The 16,773-nt window shown below is 69.8% G+C and carries 16 protein-coding genes and 3 tRNA genes; 8 read left to right on the top strand and 11 right to left on the bottom strand.

Annotated elements, in window-relative coordinates; all coding sequences use genetic code 11:
* Positions 1 to 67: 67 nt before the first annotated feature.
* Entirely contained in the window at positions 68 to 967 is a 900-nt protein-coding gene (locus N8I87_RS19345; RefSeq protein WP_263210402.1) for a phosphoribosylaminoimidazolesuccinocarboxamide synthase, read from the top strand.
* Between the two features lie 47 nt (positions 968 to 1,014).
* Here the strand turns inward: N8I87_RS19345 and N8I87_RS19340 are convergent.
* The 8 genes from N8I87_RS19340 to N8I87_RS19305 form a co-directional block, all read right to left on the bottom strand.
* A tRNA-Gly gene (locus N8I87_RS19340) sits at positions 1,015 to 1,090 on the bottom strand.
* Between the two features lie 23 nt (positions 1,091 to 1,113).
* Positions 1,114 to 1,728, bottom strand: coding sequence for a response regulator transcription factor (locus N8I87_RS19335; RefSeq protein ID WP_263210400.1), 615 nt, complete (start codon positions 1,726 to 1,728; stop codon positions 1,114 to 1,116).
* Positions 1,725 to 2,945, bottom strand: a complete 1,221-nt coding sequence (locus N8I87_RS19330) for a sensor histidine kinase (RefSeq protein WP_263210399.1) — start codon at positions 2,943 to 2,945, stop codon at positions 1,725 to 1,727. The genes N8I87_RS19335 and N8I87_RS19330 overlap by 4 nt, the downstream gene beginning before the upstream one ends.
* 35 nt (positions 2,946 to 2,980) lie before the next feature.
* Positions 2,981 to 3,760 (bottom strand): ABC transporter permease, encoded by a 780-nt coding sequence (locus N8I87_RS19325; RefSeq protein WP_263210397.1) that lies wholly within the window; start codon positions 3,758 to 3,760, stop codon positions 2,981 to 2,983.
* Positions 3,757 to 4,707: an ABC transporter ATP-binding protein gene (locus N8I87_RS19320; protein ID WP_263210395.1), complete on the bottom strand. Its 951-nt coding sequence runs from the start codon at positions 4,705 to 4,707 to the stop codon at positions 3,757 to 3,759. Before N8I87_RS19320 ends, N8I87_RS19325 begins: the two co-directional genes overlap by 4 nt.
* A 117-nt stretch (positions 4,708 to 4,824) precedes the next feature.
* Positions 4,825 to 4,900: transfer RNA gene (locus N8I87_RS19315), tRNA-Gly, on the bottom strand.
* A gap of 122 nt (positions 4,901 to 5,022) precedes the next feature.
* Positions 5,023 to 5,094, bottom strand: a tRNA-Gly gene (locus N8I87_RS19310).
* A 159-nt stretch (positions 5,095 to 5,253) separates the two neighbouring features.
* A complete protein-coding gene (locus N8I87_RS19305; protein ID WP_263210394.1) occupies positions 5,254 to 5,571 on the bottom strand; it encodes a histone-like nucleoid-structuring protein Lsr2 in 318 nt (105 codons plus the stop codon).
* Positions 5,572 to 5,912: 341 nt separating this feature from the next.
* Between N8I87_RS19305 and purS the strand changes: the two genes are divergently transcribed.
* Genes purS through purL form a run of 3 tightly spaced genes read left to right on the top strand, consistent with a single transcriptional unit; the run spans position 5,913 to position 9,132 of the window.
* The gene (gene purS, locus N8I87_RS19300) at positions 5,913 to 6,176 is read left to right on the top strand and encodes a phosphoribosylformylglycinamidine synthase subunit PurS (RefSeq protein ID WP_015659417.1); all 264 of its coding nucleotides are present in this window, start codon (positions 5,913 to 5,915) and stop codon (positions 6,174 to 6,176) included.
* Complete coding sequence (purQ, locus tag N8I87_RS19295) at positions 6,173 to 6,853, top strand: phosphoribosylformylglycinamidine synthase subunit PurQ (protein ID WP_263210392.1); 681 nt, start codon at positions 6,173 to 6,175, stop codon at positions 6,851 to 6,853. Before purS ends, purQ begins: the two co-directional genes overlap by 4 nt.
* Positions 6,850 to 9,132: a phosphoribosylformylglycinamidine synthase subunit PurL gene (purL, locus tag N8I87_RS19290; RefSeq protein ID WP_263210391.1), complete on the top strand. Its 2,283-nt coding sequence runs from the start codon at positions 6,850 to 6,852 to the stop codon at positions 9,130 to 9,132. The genes purQ and purL overlap by 4 nt, the downstream gene beginning before the upstream one ends.
* 110 nt (positions 9,133 to 9,242) lie before the next feature.
* On the opposite strand, the gene N8I87_RS19285 is transcribed toward purL, so the two are convergent.
* Positions 9,243 to 10,055, bottom strand: a complete 813-nt coding sequence (locus N8I87_RS19285) for a YwiC-like family protein (protein ID WP_263210389.1) — start codon at positions 10,053 to 10,055, stop codon at positions 9,243 to 9,245.
* Between the two features lie 235 nt (positions 10,056 to 10,290).
* Between N8I87_RS19285 and N8I87_RS19280 the strand changes: the two genes are divergently transcribed.
* The 4 genes from N8I87_RS19280 to purM all read left to right on the top strand — a co-directional run bounded on the left by N8I87_RS19280 (position 10,291) and on the right by purM (position 14,672).
* The gene (locus N8I87_RS19280; RefSeq protein ID WP_263210387.1) at positions 10,291 to 11,088 is read left to right on the top strand and encodes a maleylpyruvate isomerase family mycothiol-dependent enzyme; all 798 of its coding nucleotides are present in this window, start codon (positions 10,291 to 10,293) and stop codon (positions 11,086 to 11,088) included.
* Between the two features lie 48 nt (positions 11,089 to 11,136).
* A complete protein-coding gene (locus N8I87_RS19275) occupies positions 11,137 to 11,937 on the top strand; it encodes an META domain-containing protein (RefSeq protein WP_263210386.1) in 801 nt (266 codons plus the stop codon).
* Positions 11,938 to 12,010: 73 nt separating this feature from the next.
* The gene (gene purF / locus N8I87_RS19270; RefSeq protein WP_263210384.1) at positions 12,011 to 13,540 is read left to right on the top strand and encodes an amidophosphoribosyltransferase; all 1,530 of its coding nucleotides are present in this window, start codon (positions 12,011 to 12,013) and stop codon (positions 13,538 to 13,540) included.
* A 34-nt stretch (positions 13,541 to 13,574) separates the two neighbouring features.
* Positions 13,575 to 14,672 carry a phosphoribosylformylglycinamidine cyclo-ligase gene (purM, locus tag N8I87_RS19265; RefSeq protein ID WP_263210383.1) on the top strand — a complete coding sequence of 366 codons (1,098 nt, stop codon included), beginning with the start codon at positions 13,575 to 13,577 and terminating at the stop codon, positions 14,670 to 14,672.
* Positions 14,673 to 14,874: 202 nt separating this feature from the next.
* Here the strand turns inward: purM and N8I87_RS19260 are convergent, their stop codons facing one another.
* Positions 14,875 to 15,132 (bottom strand): DUF3073 domain-containing protein, encoded by a 258-nt coding sequence (locus N8I87_RS19260; RefSeq protein ID WP_263210381.1) that lies wholly within the window; start codon positions 15,130 to 15,132, stop codon positions 14,875 to 14,877.
* A 296-nt stretch (positions 15,133 to 15,428) separates the two neighbouring features.
* Positions 15,429 to 16,523: a Leu/Phe/Val dehydrogenase gene (locus N8I87_RS19255; RefSeq protein WP_263210380.1), complete on the bottom strand. Its 1,095-nt coding sequence runs from the start codon at positions 16,521 to 16,523 to the stop codon at positions 15,429 to 15,431.
* Positions 16,524 to 16,773: the final 250 nt, after the last annotated feature.

Genomic DNA, 16,773 nt, shown 5'->3' with positions numbered 1-16,773 from the left:
CGCTGTCCATGACCGGCCACCCATACGGGACAATCGAGCCACTTGGACAGAACCACGGGGAGGAACCGTGTCCGGATTCGTCGAAAAGCCCGAGCCGATCCAGGTTCCGGGTCTGGTGCATCTGCACACCGGCAAGGTGCGCGAGCTGTACCAGAACGAGGCGGGCGACCTCGTGATGGTCGCCAGCGACCGCATGTCCGCCTACGACTGGGTGCTGCCGACCGAGATCCCCGACAAGGGCCGCGTACTCACCCAGCTCTCGCTGTGGTGGTTCGACCAGCTCGCCGACCTGGTCCCCAACCACGTCCTGAGCACCGAGCTCCCCGCGGGCGCGCCCGTCGACTGGGCGGGCCGCACCCTGATCTGCAAGTCGCTGCGGATGATCCCGGTCGAGGCCGTGGCCCGCGGCTACCTCACCGGCTCGGGCCTCGCCGAGTACCAGGAGTCCCGCACGGTCTGCGGCCTCGCCCTGCCCGAGGGCCTCGTGGACGGCTCCGAACTGCCCGCCCCGATCTTCACCCCGGCCACCAAGGCCGAGGTCGGCGAGCACGACGAGAACGTGTCGTACGAGGAGGTCGCCCGGCAGGTCGGCGCGGACACCGCCGCCCAGCTGCGCCAGACCACCCTCGCCGTCTACAACCGGGCCCGGGACATCGCCCGCGACCGGGGGATCATCCTCGCGGACACCAAGTTCGAGTTCGGCTTCGAGGCAGACACCCTCGTCCTCGCCGACGAGGTCCTCACCCCGGACTCCTCCCGCTTCTGGCCGGCCGACCAGTGGCAGCCGGGCCGCGCGCAGCCGTCGTACGACAAGCAGTTCGTGCGCGACTGGCTGACCTCCGCCGAGTCCGGCTGGGACCGCAGGAGCGAGCAGCCCCCGCCGCCGCTGCCCCAGCAGGTCGTGGACGCCACCCGGGCGAAGTACATCGAGGCGTACGAGCGCCTGACCGGCCTGAGCTGGGCGTGATGCAAAGGGTGTAACGCAAAAGGCCCCCGGGAGACCGGGGGCCTTGCTGGAGCGGACGACGAGGCTCGAACTCGCGACCTCAACCTTGGCAAGGTTGCGCTCTACCAACTGAGCTACGTCCGCATTGCGCTGCTGCGCGAGAGCAACTATACCCAACCTCGCTCCCGAGCGAGACGCACCGCAGCATGACGGTTGTCGGCCCCGAGTTTCGTCACGGCCGAGGAGAGGTAGTTCCGCACGGTCCCCGGCGACAGCGCGGCCCGCTCAGCGATCTCTGCGACCGGTGCCCCGTCGGCGGCCAGCTCCAGGACCTCGGCCTCGCGCGCGGTCAGTGGCGAGTCCCCGGCGGAGATCGCGTCGGCGGCCAACTCGGGGTCGACGTAGCGGTTTCCGGCGTGCACGGTACGGATGATCTCCGCGAGCCGCTGGGCGCTGACGGTCTTCGGGACGAACCCGCGCACACCGGCCGCAAGGGCCCGTTTCAGATGGCCGGGCCGCCCGTGACCGGTGACGATCAGCACCTGGCAGCCGGGAAGTTCGGCCCGCAGGGATGTGGCGACCTTCACACCGTCGGCGCCCGGCATCTGAAGATCCAGCACCGCCACGTCCGGTTCATGGGCCCGCGCCATGGCGAGCGCCTCGGGCCCGGTCGCCGCCTCGGCGACCACGACGAGGTCGTCCTCCAGGGAGAGCAGCGCGGCCAGCGCCCCGCGGATCAGATGCTCGTCGTCGGCGAGCAACAGCCGTACCGGGGACCTCATGACGCGACTCCGCTCACACTCGCCACGGGCACCTCGGCCACCAGCCTGAACCCGTCCTCCCCGACGGCACCCGCCGTCAGGGTCCCGTCCACCACGGCCAGCCGCTCCCGCAGCCCCGCGAGCCCGGAACCCCCACCCCCGTCGGGGGCTCCGGACGCTCCGTCGTTCTCCACCGTCAGCACCACACGCCCCTCCAGCACCCGAAGACTCACCGCACACCGCCCGGCGTCCCCGTGCCGCAGCACATTGGTGGTGGCCTCGCGCACCACCCAGCCGAGCGCGGACTGCACGTCGGCGGGCAGCCCGTCGGCGGCACCGGTGATCTCGCAGTCGATCCCGGCCGCCGTCAACACGCCCTGCGCGCCGAGGAGTTCGACATCGAGGTCGGCCTCCCGATAGCCCCGTACGACATCGCGCACCTCCCGCTGCGACTCCTGTGCGATGCGCTGTACCTCGATCATCTGTTCCACGGCCTCTGGCCGTCCCCGCCGTGCCAGTTGCACGGCCAGTTCGCTCTTGAGGGCGATCACGGACAGGTTCCGCCCCAGGACGTCGTGCAGATCCCGCCCGAACCGCAGCCGCTCCTCGGCGACGGCGAGCCGGGCCTCGATCTCGCGGGCGCGTTCCGCCTCCCAGAGCACGGACAGGGTCCAGGCGCCGCAGCGCGCGGCCGTCAAGGCGAAGCCGGTGGCGAAGCCGCACACCACCGTCGTGGCGAGGACACCGAGACCGTCCAGGCGGACGATCGAGAGGGCGCCCACGATCAGTGCCGTGAGGACCGCGGATCGGCGCAGGAACACCGGGACGGACACGGTGAGCGCGTACGGCAGTCCGAACGGCACGAGCACCGCCGCGATCGCCAGCCGGGCCGTGACCGGATCGGTCCCGTCGACCACGGCGAGCGCCGTGATCAGGGCGAGCGCCAGGCCGAGCAGGACGGCGGCGGTGCGCTGGGAGCGGGGCGGCAGTTCGGCGCGCCCCAGGTAGTGGTCGAGCGCCGGCCGGACGAGCCGGCTCGCGGCCGCGCACTGCAGCAGGTCCACGGCGACCAGCAGCCCGCCGAGCACCATCGGCACGGGCCGCCGGTCGAGCCCGCCGACCAGCGGCAGCATCAGCCAGCTGAGCGGAAGCACCCAGATGGTGGCGTGCCAGGTGACCACGCTCTGCAGCTCGACGCGCTCCGCCTTGCTGCGCTCCCGCCAGTGACGCTGATGCAACCGCCGTATCCGCCCCACCCTGTGCTCCCCGGTACTCAGCGCCGCGGCTCCCACCGGAACCACCGCCGTACAGCAAACACCGCCAGAACGGTCCAGGCCAGCGAGGTCAGTACGGCGCCCAGCACCTCGTACGCGCCGAGATGGCCGGTCCAGCCCGCGCGGACCAGCCGGACGGCGGGGGAGAGCGGGAGGAGGTCGCAGACGGAGGCGAACCGGTCGGGCAGCACCTCGGTGGGGATCGCGATGCCCGAGCCGATCATCGACACCAACACCAGCGGCAGCGCGGTGACCTGGGCGCTCTCGGTGGTCCTGGTGAAGGCCGAGGTGAGGGCGGCGAGCGCGGCGCTCAGCACCAGGCCCGACAGGACGCCGAGCACGGCCAGCTGCGGCGCCCTGGGTGCCCCCGCATCGAGGAGCGCCGCGCAGCCCACGGACAGCACCAGCGCCTGGGCGAGTCCGACGCAGACCGCGGGCAGGGCCGTGCCGACGAGGATCTCCAGGTCCCCGAGTTCGCCGGTGCGCAGCCGCTTGAGGACGAGTTCCTCGCGGCGGGTGACGAAGGAGCTCACCAGCGCGGTGTACACGCAGAAGAGGAAGGAGAAGCCGATCCCGGCCGTCACCATCACCGCGCCGACGGTCAGTCCCTCGGCCTTGAGGTCGATCTGTTCGACCGCGGGCTGCACGCTGAACGGCAGCGCGAGCGGTGCGAGCAGTGCCGTGAGCACGGCACTGCGGTTGCGGCCGAGCAGGGTGAGTTCGGCCCGGGCCAGGGCGCGCAGCCGCCGGGCCACCGGTGCGAAGGCGAGGGTGCTCATGCCGCTGCTCCTGCCGTGGGCTCCTGCTCCCGCGCGATCCCGAGGAACGCCTCCTCCAGCGATGCCGACCGCATGTCGAGGCCGCGCAGTTCGACCCCGGCCCGCTCGGCCCACACCAGCAGCCCGGTGGCCGTCCGCTGGAGTTCCGGGGTCCGCAGCCGTACGGTCCTGCCCGCCACCTCGTGCCCGCACACCGCCAGCTCGGCGAGCGGCGGCAGATCGCCGACGAAGTACCCCTCGGGCAGTTCGAAGGAGATGCGGGAGGGCCGGCCCGCGGTCACCTCGGCGGGCGTGCCGGAGGCGGCGATGCGGCCCTCGTGCAGGATCGCGAGCCGGCCGGCGAGGCCTTCCGCCTCCTCCAGGTAGTGCGTGGTGAGCAGCACGGTGGTGCCGGTGTCGCGCAGCGCCCGTACCAACTCCCAGGTGTCCCGGCGCCCTTCGACGTCGAGCCCGGCCGTCGGCTCGTCGAGGAACAGCACCTCGGGCTCGCCGAGCAGCGCGAGGGCCAGGTCCAGGCGCCGCCGCTCACCTCCCGACAGCTGCTTCACCCGCACACCGGCCTTCCCGGCCAGCCCCACCAGCGCCAGCGCTTCACCTTCCGGCCGGGCCCCGCTGGTGCAGCCCGCCCACATCCGCGCGGTCTCGGCGACGGTCAGCTCGGACGGGAAGCCGCCCTCCTGGAGCATCACGCCGGTGCGCGGCCGTACGGCGGCCCGCTCCAGGTAGGGGTCGTGGCCGAGGACCCGCACCTGCCCGCCCGCCGGTGCCGCGAGGCCCTCCAGCAGCTCGACCGTCGAGGTCTTGCCCGCGCCGTTGGTGCCCAGCAGCGCGAAGATCTCGCCGCGGGCCACGGAGAAATCGATTCCGCGCACCGCCTCGAACCCGCCCCCGTAGACACGCCGGAGGTCGGTGACCTTGATCACGTGCTCGTGCTCTTTGATGTCCATGACCTCAGCGTCCCGGCGGGCGGGGCCGGACAGCAGTGCGCGGTGTCATCACTCGGCATGACAAATGTCAGACGTACGGCACATAAAAAACCCCGGTCATCAAGACCGGGGCTTCTCTGGAGCGGACGACGAGGCTCGAACTCGCGACCTCAACCTTGGCAAGGTTGCGCTCTACCAACTGAGCTACGTCCGCACTGCTCCCGACCGGCTCCCACCGATCGGTGCGAGCACCAGCCTACCCGATCGTCCCCCAAGCTCTCGACAAGCTCGAGCAGGGGGGACCCCCATGCATGCATGTGACGGTGGTGGTGCCAGAGCGGGTGACAGGAATCGCACACTGCGCCTTCCCCCTGGAAGGGGGATGTTCTACTACTGAACTACACCCGCATGTAGTCCGTGGGATCCGGCCTTTCGGCCTTGCCCCTCGGCGTGCTCCAGACATTAGCTGATCAGCAGGGGGGTAGCGCAAGTCGGCTGCTGACGGCTTCCAAGTCGGCTGTCCTCAGGGTCCGGTGACGGACCCTGAGGACTCACCCCTCGCGGGCGTCACTGGGCGGCGCTGAACGCCTCGTAGACCTTCTTGGGGATCCGGCCGCGTGCGGGCACGTCCATCTTGTTCGCCTGGGCCCAGGCGCGGACGGCCGCGGGATCGGGAGCGACCTCGGTCTGCCGGTAGGTCTTGCCCGACTTCGCCCTCTTGCGGCCGGCTGCCACGTACGGCTCAAGAGCCTTACGCAGTTTCTTGGCATTGGCTTGATTGAGGTCGATCTCGTACGACTTGCCGTCGAGTCCGAAGGCGATCGTTTCCGCCGCTTCCGAGCCGTCGATGTCGTCAAAGAGAGTGACCACGACCTTCTGCGCCACGAATATCGGTCCCTTCGTGCGACACCCCTCTGCGGTGACGTGCCAAGACGCCCGGGAGATGTCGACTGTCCGCCTGTTAACGGGGAAAGTATCGGCTATTGCCAATTCATTTGTACAGTGCTCGGCAATGCAAAGTGAAGCCCGACTAAATCCGCCCGCGTGTCCGAGCGCAATAGCTGCCACGGGTCGACCGCCGAACTTTCCCAGATTTTTTGGTGAAGGCACCCGTTCGACACCTGATCGTGATGCCCGTCACGTAGTTTCCTCCAACTCTACTCGCGTAGAAATTTTGTGCGGGTAGTCTGAAGGAACCTGCTCAGCACCACACACCGGGAGTGCCAGTGGCACGCGTCGTAGTCGACGTCATGCTCAAGCCGGAGATCCTCGACCCCCAGGGCCAGGCGGTGCAGCGCGCACTGCCGCGACTGGGTTTCGAAGGGATCTCCGACGTACGTCAGGGAAAGCGATTCGAACTGGAAGTTGACGGCCCGGTCGACGAGGCCGCGCTCGCCCGCATCCACGATCTTGCGGAATCCTTCCTCGCCAACACCGTGATCGAGGACTTCACCGTCAAGGTGGAGGAAGTCGCGGAGGCCGCGAAGTGACCGCTCGTATTGGCGTCGTCACTTTCCCGGGAAGTCTCGACGACCGGGACACCCGGCGCGCGATCCGCCACGCGGGTGCCGAACCGGTCGCCCTCTGGCACAAGGACAAGGACCTCAAGCAGGTCGACGCCGTGGTGCTGCCCGGTGGTTTCTCCTACGGCGACTATCTGCGGGCCGGAGCCATCTCCCGCTTCTCGCCGGTGATGGAGTCCGTCATCGAGCAGGCGAAGGCCGGACTTCCCGTCCTCGGTATCTGCAACGGCTTCCAGATCCTCACGGAAGCCCACCTTCTCCCGGGCGGGATGCTCGGCAACAACCACCTCCACTTCATCTGCCGCGACCAGAAGCTGCGGGTGGAGAACGCGGAGACCTCCTGGACGAGCGACTACAGCGCCGGCGAGGAGATCCACATCCCGCTGAAGAACATGGACGGCCGGTACGTCGCCGACGAGTACACGCTCGACAAGCTGGAGGCCGAGGGACGGGTCGCCTTCCGCTACCTCGACTTCAACCCCAACGGCTCGCTCCGCGACATCGCCGGCATCACCAACGAGGCGGGCAACGTCGTCGGCCTGATGCCGCACCCCGAGCACGCCGTGGAGCCGCTGATCGGTACGGGCCGTACCGACGGCCTCCCGTTCTTCACCTCGATCCTCAAGAAGCTGGTGGGCGCATGAGCCGGACGCCTCTGGACACGGTCGAGCACGCGGCCGCGACCCCCGACGTCGAGCTGCCCTGGGCCGAACTCGGTCTGAAGAAGGACGAGTACGAGCGGGTCGTGGAGATCCTGGGCCGCCGCCCGACCGGCGCCGAGCTCGCCATGTACTCGGTCATGTGGTCCGAGCACTGCTCGTACAAGTCCTCCAAGGTCCATCTGCGCCAGTTCGGCGAGAAGGCCCCGCAGAGCGACGCGATGCTGGTGGGCATCGGTGAGAACGCGGGCGTCGTCGACGTCGGCCAGGGCTACGCGGTCACCTTCAAGGTCGAGTCGCACAACCACCCGTCGTACGTCGAGCCCTACCAGGGCGCGGCCACCGGTGTCGGCGGCATCGTCCGCGACATCATCGCGATGGGCGCCCGCCCGGTCGCGGTCGTGGATCCGCTGCGCTTCGGCGCCGCCGACCACCCCGACACCAAGCGCGTCCTGCCGGGCGTCGTCGCCGGCATTGGCGGCTACGGCAACTGCCTGGGCCTGCCCAACATCGGCGGCGAGGTCGTCTTCGACGCCTGCTACCAGGGCAACCCGCTGGTCAACGCCGGTGCCATCGGCGTCATGCGGCACGAGGACATCCACCTCGCGAAGGCGTCCGGCGCGGGCAACAAGGTCGTCCTGTACGGCGCCCGGACCGGCGGCGACGGCATCGGCGGCGCCTCGATCCTCGCGTCCGAGACCTTCGACACTGCATCTGACAGTGCCTCCGGCACGGGCAAGCCCTCCAAGCGCCCGGCCGTCCAGGTCGGCGACCCCTTCCAGGAGAAGCTCCTCATCGAGTGCACCCTGGAGGCCTTCCAGGAGAAGCTGGTCGTCGGTATCCAGGACCTCGGCGCGGCGGGCCTGTCCTGCGCCACCTCCGAGCTGGCCTCCAACGGCTCCGGCGGCATGCGCGTGACCCTGGACGACGTACCGCTGCGTGACTCGACCCTCTCTCCCGAGGAAATCCTCATGAGCGAGTCGCAGGAACGCATGTGCGCGGTCGTGGAGCCGGAGAAGGTCGACCGGTTCCTTGAGATCTGCGACAAGTGGGACGTCATCGCCACCGTCATCGGTGAGGTGACCGACGGCGACCGCCTGGAGATCTACTGGCACGGCGGCAAGATCGTCGACGTCGACCCGCGGACCGTCGCCCACGAGGGCCCGGTGTACGAGCGCCCCTACGCCCGCCCGTCCTGGCAGGACGAGCTCCAGGCGGACGACGCGAACAAGCTGCCGCGCCCGGCGACCTCCGAGGAGCTGAAGGACCAGGTCCTGAAGCTGGTCGGCTCGCCCAACCAGGCCTCCAAGAAGTGGATCACCTCGCAGTACGACCACTTCGTGCAGGGCAACACCGTCCTCGCCCAGCCCGAGGACTCCGGCATGATCCGCGTCGACGAGGAGACCGGCCTCGGCGTCGCGATCGCCACGGACGGCAACGGCCGGTACGCCAAGCTCGACCCGTACGCGGGCGCGCAGCTGGCGCTCGCCGAGGCCTACCGCAACGTGGCGACGACCGGCGCCAAGCCGCTGGCCGTCTCCGACTGCCTGAACTTCGGCTCGCCCGAGGACCCGGCGGTGATGTGGCAGTTCGCGGAGGCCGTGCGCGGCCTGGCGGACGCCTGCCAGCAGCTGGGCACCCCGGTGACCGGCGGCAACGTCTCGCTCTACAACCAGACGGGCGAGGCGGCCATCCACCCGACCCCCGTCGTCGCGGTCCTCGGAGTCATCGACGACGTCGCGCGCCGCACGCCGGTCGCCTTCCAGGAGGAGGGCCAGCTGCTCTACCTCCTCGGCGACACGCGTGAGGAGTTCGGCGGCTCGGCCTGGTCCCAGGTCGTCCACGACCACCTCGGCGGCCTGCCTCCGAAGGTCGACCTGGAGCGGGAGCGCCTGCTCGGCGAGATCATGATCTCCGCCTCGCGAGACGGCATGATCGACTCCGCGCACGACCTGTCCGACGGCGGTCTGATCCAGGCGGTCGTCGAGTCGGCGCTGCTCAGCGGCATGGGCGCGCGTCTGGTCGTACCGGACGGGCTCGACGCGTTCACCTTCCTGCTGTCCGAGTCGGCGGGCCGCGCGATCGTCGCCGTACCGCGCTCGGAAGAGGTCCGCTTCAACGACATGTGCGGCGCGCGCGGCCTCCCGGCCACCCGCATCGGCGTCGTCGACGGCGACGCGGTGGAGGTCCAGGGCGAGTTCGCACTCTCCCTGACGGAGCTGCGCGAGGCGCACGAGGGGACGATCCCGGCGCTGCTCGCGTGATTCCCGTCGCTGGGGCGTGATCCCCTTTCCGGGACCGTCCCGCGGCAGCATGAAGGCCTCGCTCGTCGACTCGATGAGCGAGGCCTTCGTGCTGCGCCGTCAGCGCTGGGTCAGACCGCCACCCAGATCACCGTCGCCAGGAGGGCGAACGAGCTGAAGATCTCCACGATGCCGATCTGCTTGGGCGTGAGACCGCGTCGGGGCAGGGCGGCCGCGCGGAGGAGGCAGCCGGTGAAGGGCAGCGCGTAGGGGAGGGCCAGCCAGGCCGCCGCCAGGAGCGCCGCGGCGTGGAAGGAGAGCGACGCGGTCATCAGCCTGTGGCTGCCCCGGGCCCGGATGGTCGTTCTGACGAAGAGCAGGGAGCCGGTGAAGTAGAGGAGCGTCACCAGGGATGTGCCGGTGACCTGCCAGGGGGATGCTTCGCCGGCCACGGCCACGACCGGCAGGATCAGCGTCGCCGCCACGACCGAGACCAGGCCGTTGCCCAGGGCGCGGTCACGGCGGGCCTTGGCGAACAGGCCGTTGACCGCGAGTACCGCCGCGAAGACCGGTGCGAAGAGGAGGATCTGCGGCCGGGCGAGCAGAACCGTGACGCCGGCGGTCAGCGTGATGCTTCCGTAGACGAGGAGTTGTGTGCGGACCCGGGAGAGGCGGCGGGTCTTGATGGCCAGCAGGCCGAAGTAGGACAGCAGGTAGCCGCCCACCCAGCCCAGGAGCAGCGGGATCTGCACCCAGGAGAAGCCGACCGCGATCAGTCCGGCCAGGTAGGGCACCAGCAGCATGGCCCAGGCGCCGTGCTGCGGAGGCATCCACCGGCCGCGCCGCCGTCGGCGCCGGACCGGGGCGGAACGGGGCCCGGCCGTCCTGGCCGTGCCGGGCGACTCAACCGTCCCGGCCGACTCGGGTGGTATCTGCGGGGACATGGGCTGCCTCGTTCTTGAGGGCCGAGTCGAGGCGGATGAGCACGCCGTCGAGGATCCGCTGCGCCGCGCTCGCGCAGCGGGAGCAAGTGGAAACATGGGTAGTAATAGAAACGAAATTTCTAGTTTCTAATAGACCGGAACCCTAACATAACCGCCCCCCGTGCTACAGGGCACCACCGCGTGACCACCGCGTGACCACGTACGGGACCACGTACCAGGGCCTAGGCTCACCGCCATGCCCACGCCCAAGAAGCGCGCACGTACGTACGACCCCGCCAGGATCCGCGACGCCGTGCAGGTCCAGTTCGGGAACGTGCGCAACGCCGTCCGCACCCTCACTCCCGAGCAATTCGCGCTGCCGACCCGGCTGGGGGACTGGACCGTACGGGAGCTGATCGCGCACATCGGCATGGCCGTCACCGCCGTCCACCGGGCCCTCGACGAGCCCGAGCCGCCCCGGCGGGACGTCACCGTCGTCGAGTGGTCCTTCGCCACCGCCGGCAATGCCTCCGCCATCGCCGACTTCACCCGGCGCCTGGTCGAGCGGCACCCCGACCTCGACGCCTACCTCGCCGACGTCGACCGGAGTCTGCGTGAGCTTCTCGACGCGCATCCCGGCAGCCGGCTGCTGGCGACCAGCGCGGGTGCCCTGTCCCTGGACGACTATCTCGTCACCCGCACCGTGGAGCTCGTCGTCCACACCGACGACCTGAACGCGGCCGTACCGGGCCTCGACGTGCCCTACGACCGACAGGCCCTCGCCGCGGCCACCCGTCTGCTCGCCGACGCGCTCGCCGTGAAGGCCCCCGGCGGCTCGACCGAGGTCCGCGTCCCGCCGTACGCCGTCGTGCAGTGCGTCGAGGGGCCCCGGCACACCCGTGGCACTCCGCCCAACGTCGTCGAGACCGACCCGCTCACCTGGATCCGGCTCGCCACCGGTCGGCTGCTCTGGAAGGACGCCATCGAGGCGGCGAAGGTGAGCGCGAGCGGGGAGCGGGCGGATCTCGCGGCCCTGCTGCCGCTGATGTCCTAGGAGGCCCGCGGAGGGAACCGATCCTCCCGGTCCGTCCGTCGAATCGACATGCGCAGGCACAAAGAGCGTCTGATCCTGGCGGCCACCGTCTCGCTCGTCGTTCCGCTCGCGGCGGCCTGCGGCAGTGAGCACGCGGGCAGTGGATCCGCCGGCGCCCAGGAGCCGGCGACCGGCGTCCACTGGATCGTCGACAGCGTCACCGTGGACGGCACGACACGCAGTGCCCCGGCGGGTGCCCACATGGTGATCGACGACGGCGGCAGGACCCAGGGCAACTACGGCTGCAACCACTTCACCGCGCGGGCCGCCTTCGACGGCGACCGCATCCGGCTCAGCGACGCCACGGCGACCGAGATGGCGTGCGAGGCCCAGCCCATGGCCTTCGAGCGGACCCTCGCCCACACTCTCGCTGCCGGCCCCCTCACCACCCGGGTGAACGGCGACCGGCTGACCCTCACCACCACCGGGGGCGACACCGTCCGGCTGACCAAGGAGGAGGACGCCCCGCTCTACGGCACCGAATGGACGATCACGGCACTCGGTGCCGGCGACACCGTCAGCTCCCTGCCGAAGGGGGCCGACGCCCATCTCACCTTCGACCGCAAGAGCGGAAAGGTCAGCGGCCGCCTGGGCTGCAATCAGGTCACCGCGCACGCCACGGTCAGCGACTCCAGTATCACCCTGGGCTCTGCCGCGACCACCCGAATGATGTGCGACGCCTCACTCATGCATACGGAAAAGAGTCTGCTGCGGCTCTTCGGCGGCACCGTCAGCTACCGACTTGATCATCGAAACCTCACGCTGACCAGCGAAAATGGAGAGACTGTGACGGCCGTGGCCCAGGGGTGACCGGTCAAGAACGCATAACTTCGGTGCATTGGCCAATTCGGACCAGTGGTCGATCTCGCCTACACTCGGTGCCGTGCCACGTGGTGACGGTCGACTCAATCACGATCTGCTCCCCGGTGAGAAAGGCCCCCAGGACGCGTGTGGCGTCTTCGGTGTCTGGGCTCCGGGTGAAGAGGTCGCAAAGCTCACGTACTTCGGGCTCTACGCCCTCCAGCACCGGGGTCAGGAATCCGCGGGGATCGCGGTCAGCAACGGCTCCCAGATCCTCGTCTTCAAGGACATGGGCCTGGTCTCCCAGGTCTTCGACGAGACCTCTCTCGGTTCGCTCCAGGGTCATATCGCGGTCGGTCACGCCCGCTACTCGACCACCGGCGCGTCCGTGTGGGAGAACGCCCAGCCGACGTTCCGTGCCACCGCGCACGGCTCCATCGCGCTCGGGCACAACGGCAACCTGGTCAACACGGCGCAGCTCGCCGAGATGGTTGCCAATCTTCCCAAGGACAACAACGGCCGCTCGACCCGGGTCGCGGCCACCAACGACACCGACCTGCTGACCGCGCTCCTCGCGGCCCAGGTCGACGAGGACGGCAAGCCGCTGACCATCGAGGAGGCCGCGCACGCGGTCCTCCCGCAGGTCAAGGGCGCCTTCTCGCTCGTCTTCATGGACGAGCACACCCTCTACGCCGCCCGCGACCCGCAGGGCATCCGCCCGCTGGTCCTCGGCCGCCTCGAGCGCGGCTGGGTGGTCGCCTCCGAGAGCGCCGCCCTGGACATCTGCGGTGCCAGCTTCGTCCGCGAGATAGAGCCGGGCGAGTTCGTCGCGATCGACGAGAACGGTCTGCGCACCTCTCGATTCGCGGAAGCGAAGCCCAAGGGCTGTGTCTTCGAGTACGTGTATCTCGCCCGCCCCGACACCGACATCGCCGGGCGGAACGTCTATCTCTCGCGCGTCGAGATGGGCCGCCGCCTCGCCAAGGAGGCCCCCGTCGAGGCCGACCTGGTGATAGCGACCCCGGAGTCCGGCACCCCGGCCGCCATCGGCTACGCGGAGGCCTCCGGCATTCCGTTCGGCGCCGGTCTGGTGAAGAACGCCTACGTCGGCCGGACCTTCATCCAGCCCTCGCAGACCATCCGGCAGCTCGGCATCCGGCTGAAGCTGAACCCGCTCAAGGAAGTCATCAGGGGCAAGCGCCTGGTCGTCGTCGACGACTCGATCGTGCGCGGCAACACCCAGCGCGCCCTGGTGCGCATGCTCCGCGAGGCCGGCGCCGCCGAGGTCCACATCCGGATCTCCTCGCCGCCCGTGAAGTGGCCCTGCTTCTTCGGCATCGACTTCGCCACCCGCGCCGAGCTCATCGCCAACGGCATGACGATCGAGGAGATCGGCACCTCGCTCGGCGCCGACTCCCTGGCCTACATCTCCATCGACGGCATGATCGAGGCGACCACGATCGCCAAGCCGAACCTGTGCCGCGCCTGCTTCGACGGCGAGTACCCGATGGAGCTCCCGGACCCCGAGCTGCTCGGCAAGCAGCTCCTGGAGACCGAGCTGGCCGCAGGGCCCGCCGCCACGGCCGCGGCCGACGCGATCCGTCGCCCGTAAGCCCCGTAGAAACCAACCCGAAAGATCCCAGGCAATGTCTGCTGTGTCTGATCAGTCGCCGTCGGCGACGGGCCCTTCCACCGGTGCTTCCTACGCGGCTGCCGGAGTCGACATCGAGGCGGGCGACCGCGCCGTCGAGCTGATGAAGGAGTGGGTGAAGAAGACCCGGCGCCCCGAGGTCCTCGGCGGCCTCGGCGGCTTCGCCGGCCTCTTCGACGCCTCCGCCCTCAAGCGCTACGAGCGTCCGCTCCTCGCCTCCGCCACGGACGGCGTCGGCACCAAGGTCGACATCGCGCGGCAGATGGGCGTCTACGACAGCATCGGGCACGACCTGGTCGCCATGGTCATGGACGACATCGTGGTGTGCGGTGCCGAGCCGCTGTTCATGACCGACTACATCTGCGTCGGCAAGGTCCACCCCGAGCGCGTGGCCGCCATCGTGAAGGGCATCGCGGAGGGCTGTGTGCTGGCCGGCTGCGCCCTGGTGGGCGGTGAGACGGCCGAGCACCCGGGTCTGCTGGGTGCGGACGACTTCGACGTCGCCGGCGCCGGTACGGGCGTCGTGGAGGCCGACCGGCTGCTCGGCGCGGATCGTATCCGTAAGGGTGACGCGGTGATCGCCATGGCGTCCTCCGGGCTTCACTCGAACGGGTACTCCCTGGTCCGCCACGTCCTGCTGAACCAGGCGGGCCTGGCGCTCGACGCACACATCGAGGAACTCGGCCGCACGCTCGGCGAGGAGCTCCTGGAGCCCACCAAGATCTACTCGCTGGACTGCCTGGCCCTCATCCGCACCACCGAGGTCCACGCCTTCAGCCATGTCACCGGCGGCGGCCTCGCGGCCAACCTGGCCCGGGTGATCCCGGACCAGCTGCACGCCGTCGTCGACCGCTCCACCTGGACCCCGGGCGCGATCTTCGACCTCGTCGGCCGGACCGGCGACGTCGAGCGCCTGGAGCTGGAGAAGACCCTCAACATGGGCGTCGGCATGATCGCGATCGTGCCCCAGGCCTCGGTGGACGTGGCCCTGGCGACACTGGCCGACCGCGGGGTCGACGCCTGGGTCGCCGGCGAGATCACGGACCGGGGCGAGCACGACTCGGGCGCGGCCCTGATCGGCGACTACGCCTGACGGTCCCGGTGACTGGCGGCCTGACGGTCCCGATGACCGTTGCTGACACCCGATGGCGTTCGCGGGGCTTCACGGCCCCGCGGGCCCAGGGCCCGGCCATTTCAGGCCCGGCGCCCCGGGAGGCAGCACGAAACCCGGTCCGGTGCCAAGGCCCCGGACCGGGTGAAGTGCAGTCGCTGCAGAAACCGCGAAGCGCGCTACGTCAAGCGCCGCGACGACGCGACGCGGGACCGGACTCGTCGTCCTCGTCGTCCTCGTCGTCGTCGTTGTAGAGATCCGCGTACTGGGCGTACGGGTCATCTTCCTCGTCGTCGTCCTCGAACGGCTCGCCGTTCGGCGGCTGACTCGAAGTCGAAGCGCCCAGCTCGCTGGCCAGACGCGACAGGTCAGTCCCGCCGCTGTTGTACTTCAGCTGGCGGGCGACCTTCGTCTGCTTGGCCTTGGCCCGGCCGCGCCCCATGGCTCGACCCCCTCGGTGACGGGGCTCGACGGCCCCAGAGTCTTGACACGCGTTCATGATCTGGAACGGGCTCTCCGTGGAGAGACCGGTCCGTAGGGCTTCCACGGTACCTGAGCCCGCGCCCATACGGTACGTCGCCCGCAGCACGTGCCTCGGCCCAGAACCCGCGAGGCGCCCCGTCCTCGCTGGTCAACCGCGATTTTAACCACTTATCGGCGGCCGACCCGCCGACGAACGTGAGAGTTCTCTCTAACTGTCCGCCGACGGGTACCGGCAAACCCCGTGGAACCTCCGCGTCAGCGTGCCGCGGCGGCCTCGTGCATCCGCTGCTCGGCGATCCGGTCGGCCGCGGCGGCCGGCGGAATCCCGTCTTCCTTCGCACGTGCGAAGATAGCCAGCGTGGTGTCGAAGATCTTCGCCGCCTTCGCCTTGCACCGGTCGAAGTCGAAGCCGTGCAGCTCGTCGGCGACCTGGATCACACCGCCGGCGTTCACCACATAGTCCGGCGCGTAGAGGATCCCGCGGTCGGCGAGGTCCTTCTCCACACCCGGGTGGGCGAGCTGGTTGTTGGCCGCGCCGCACACCACCCTGGCCGTGAGCACCGCCACGGACTCGTCGTTCAGCGCCCCGCCGAGCGCGCAGGGGGCGTAGATGTCGAGGCCCTCCACGCGGATCAGCGCGTCGGTGTCGGTGACCGCCGTGACGCCCGGGTGCTGGTCGAGAATCCGCCGTACGGCGTCCTCGCGCACGTCCGTGATCACGACCTCGGCGCCCTCGTCCAGCAGATGCCGGACCAGGTGGTGGCCGACCTTGCCGACACCGGCGATGCCGACCCGGCGGCCGCGCAGCGAGGGGTCGCCCCACAGGTGCTGGGCACAGGCCCGCATGCCCTGGTAGACACCGAAGGCGGTGAGGACCGAGGAGTCGCCCGCGCCGCCGTTCTCCGGCGAGCGCCCGGTGGTCCAGCGGCACTCGCGGGCCACGACGTCCATGTCGGCGACATACGTGCCGACGTCGCACGCGGTGACGTACCGACCGCCGAGCGAGGCCACGAACCGCCCGTAGGCGAGCAGCAGCTCTTCGGTCTTGATGCGCTCCGGATCGCCGATGATCACGGCCTTGCCGCCGCCGTGGTCGAGCCCGGCCATGGCGTTCTTGTACGACATGCCGCGCGCGAGGTTGAGTGCGTCGGCGATGGCCTCCGCCTCGTTCGCGTACGGATAGAAGCGCGTACCGCCCAGCGCGGGGCCGAGAGCGGTGGAGTGGATGGCGATCACGGCCTTGAGTCCGGTCGCGCGGTCCTGGCAGAGCACTACTTGCTCATGACCGCCCTGGTCCGAGTGGAACAGGGTGTGCAGTACATCAGCAGGTGCGCCGGTTACGTCGGTCACGGTGGTGACTCCCGGGTAAGTTGCGGCGGTCGAAAGACCAGCTCCCGTGTGGGTGGCGGGTGCTGTGGCATGAGCGTAGAGCCTGTGCCCACCCACCATCCGCGCAGTGTTCAGGATCACTCTCTCGCGATCACTCTCTCGCGCCGCACACGCACGCACACGCGTGGCACGATTTGCAGTGGTTTCCCGCCCGTTTCGGGACACCTCGTACGGATCCCGTACGGGTTTCGAGCCCTGTCCGGTGGGGAGG

The organism is Streptomyces sp. HUAS 15-9, from assembly GCF_025642155.1.
Lineage (GTDB): Bacteria > Actinomycetota > Actinomycetes > Streptomycetales > Streptomycetaceae > Streptomyces.
This window is presented reverse-complemented; position numbering and strand designations above follow the sequence as displayed.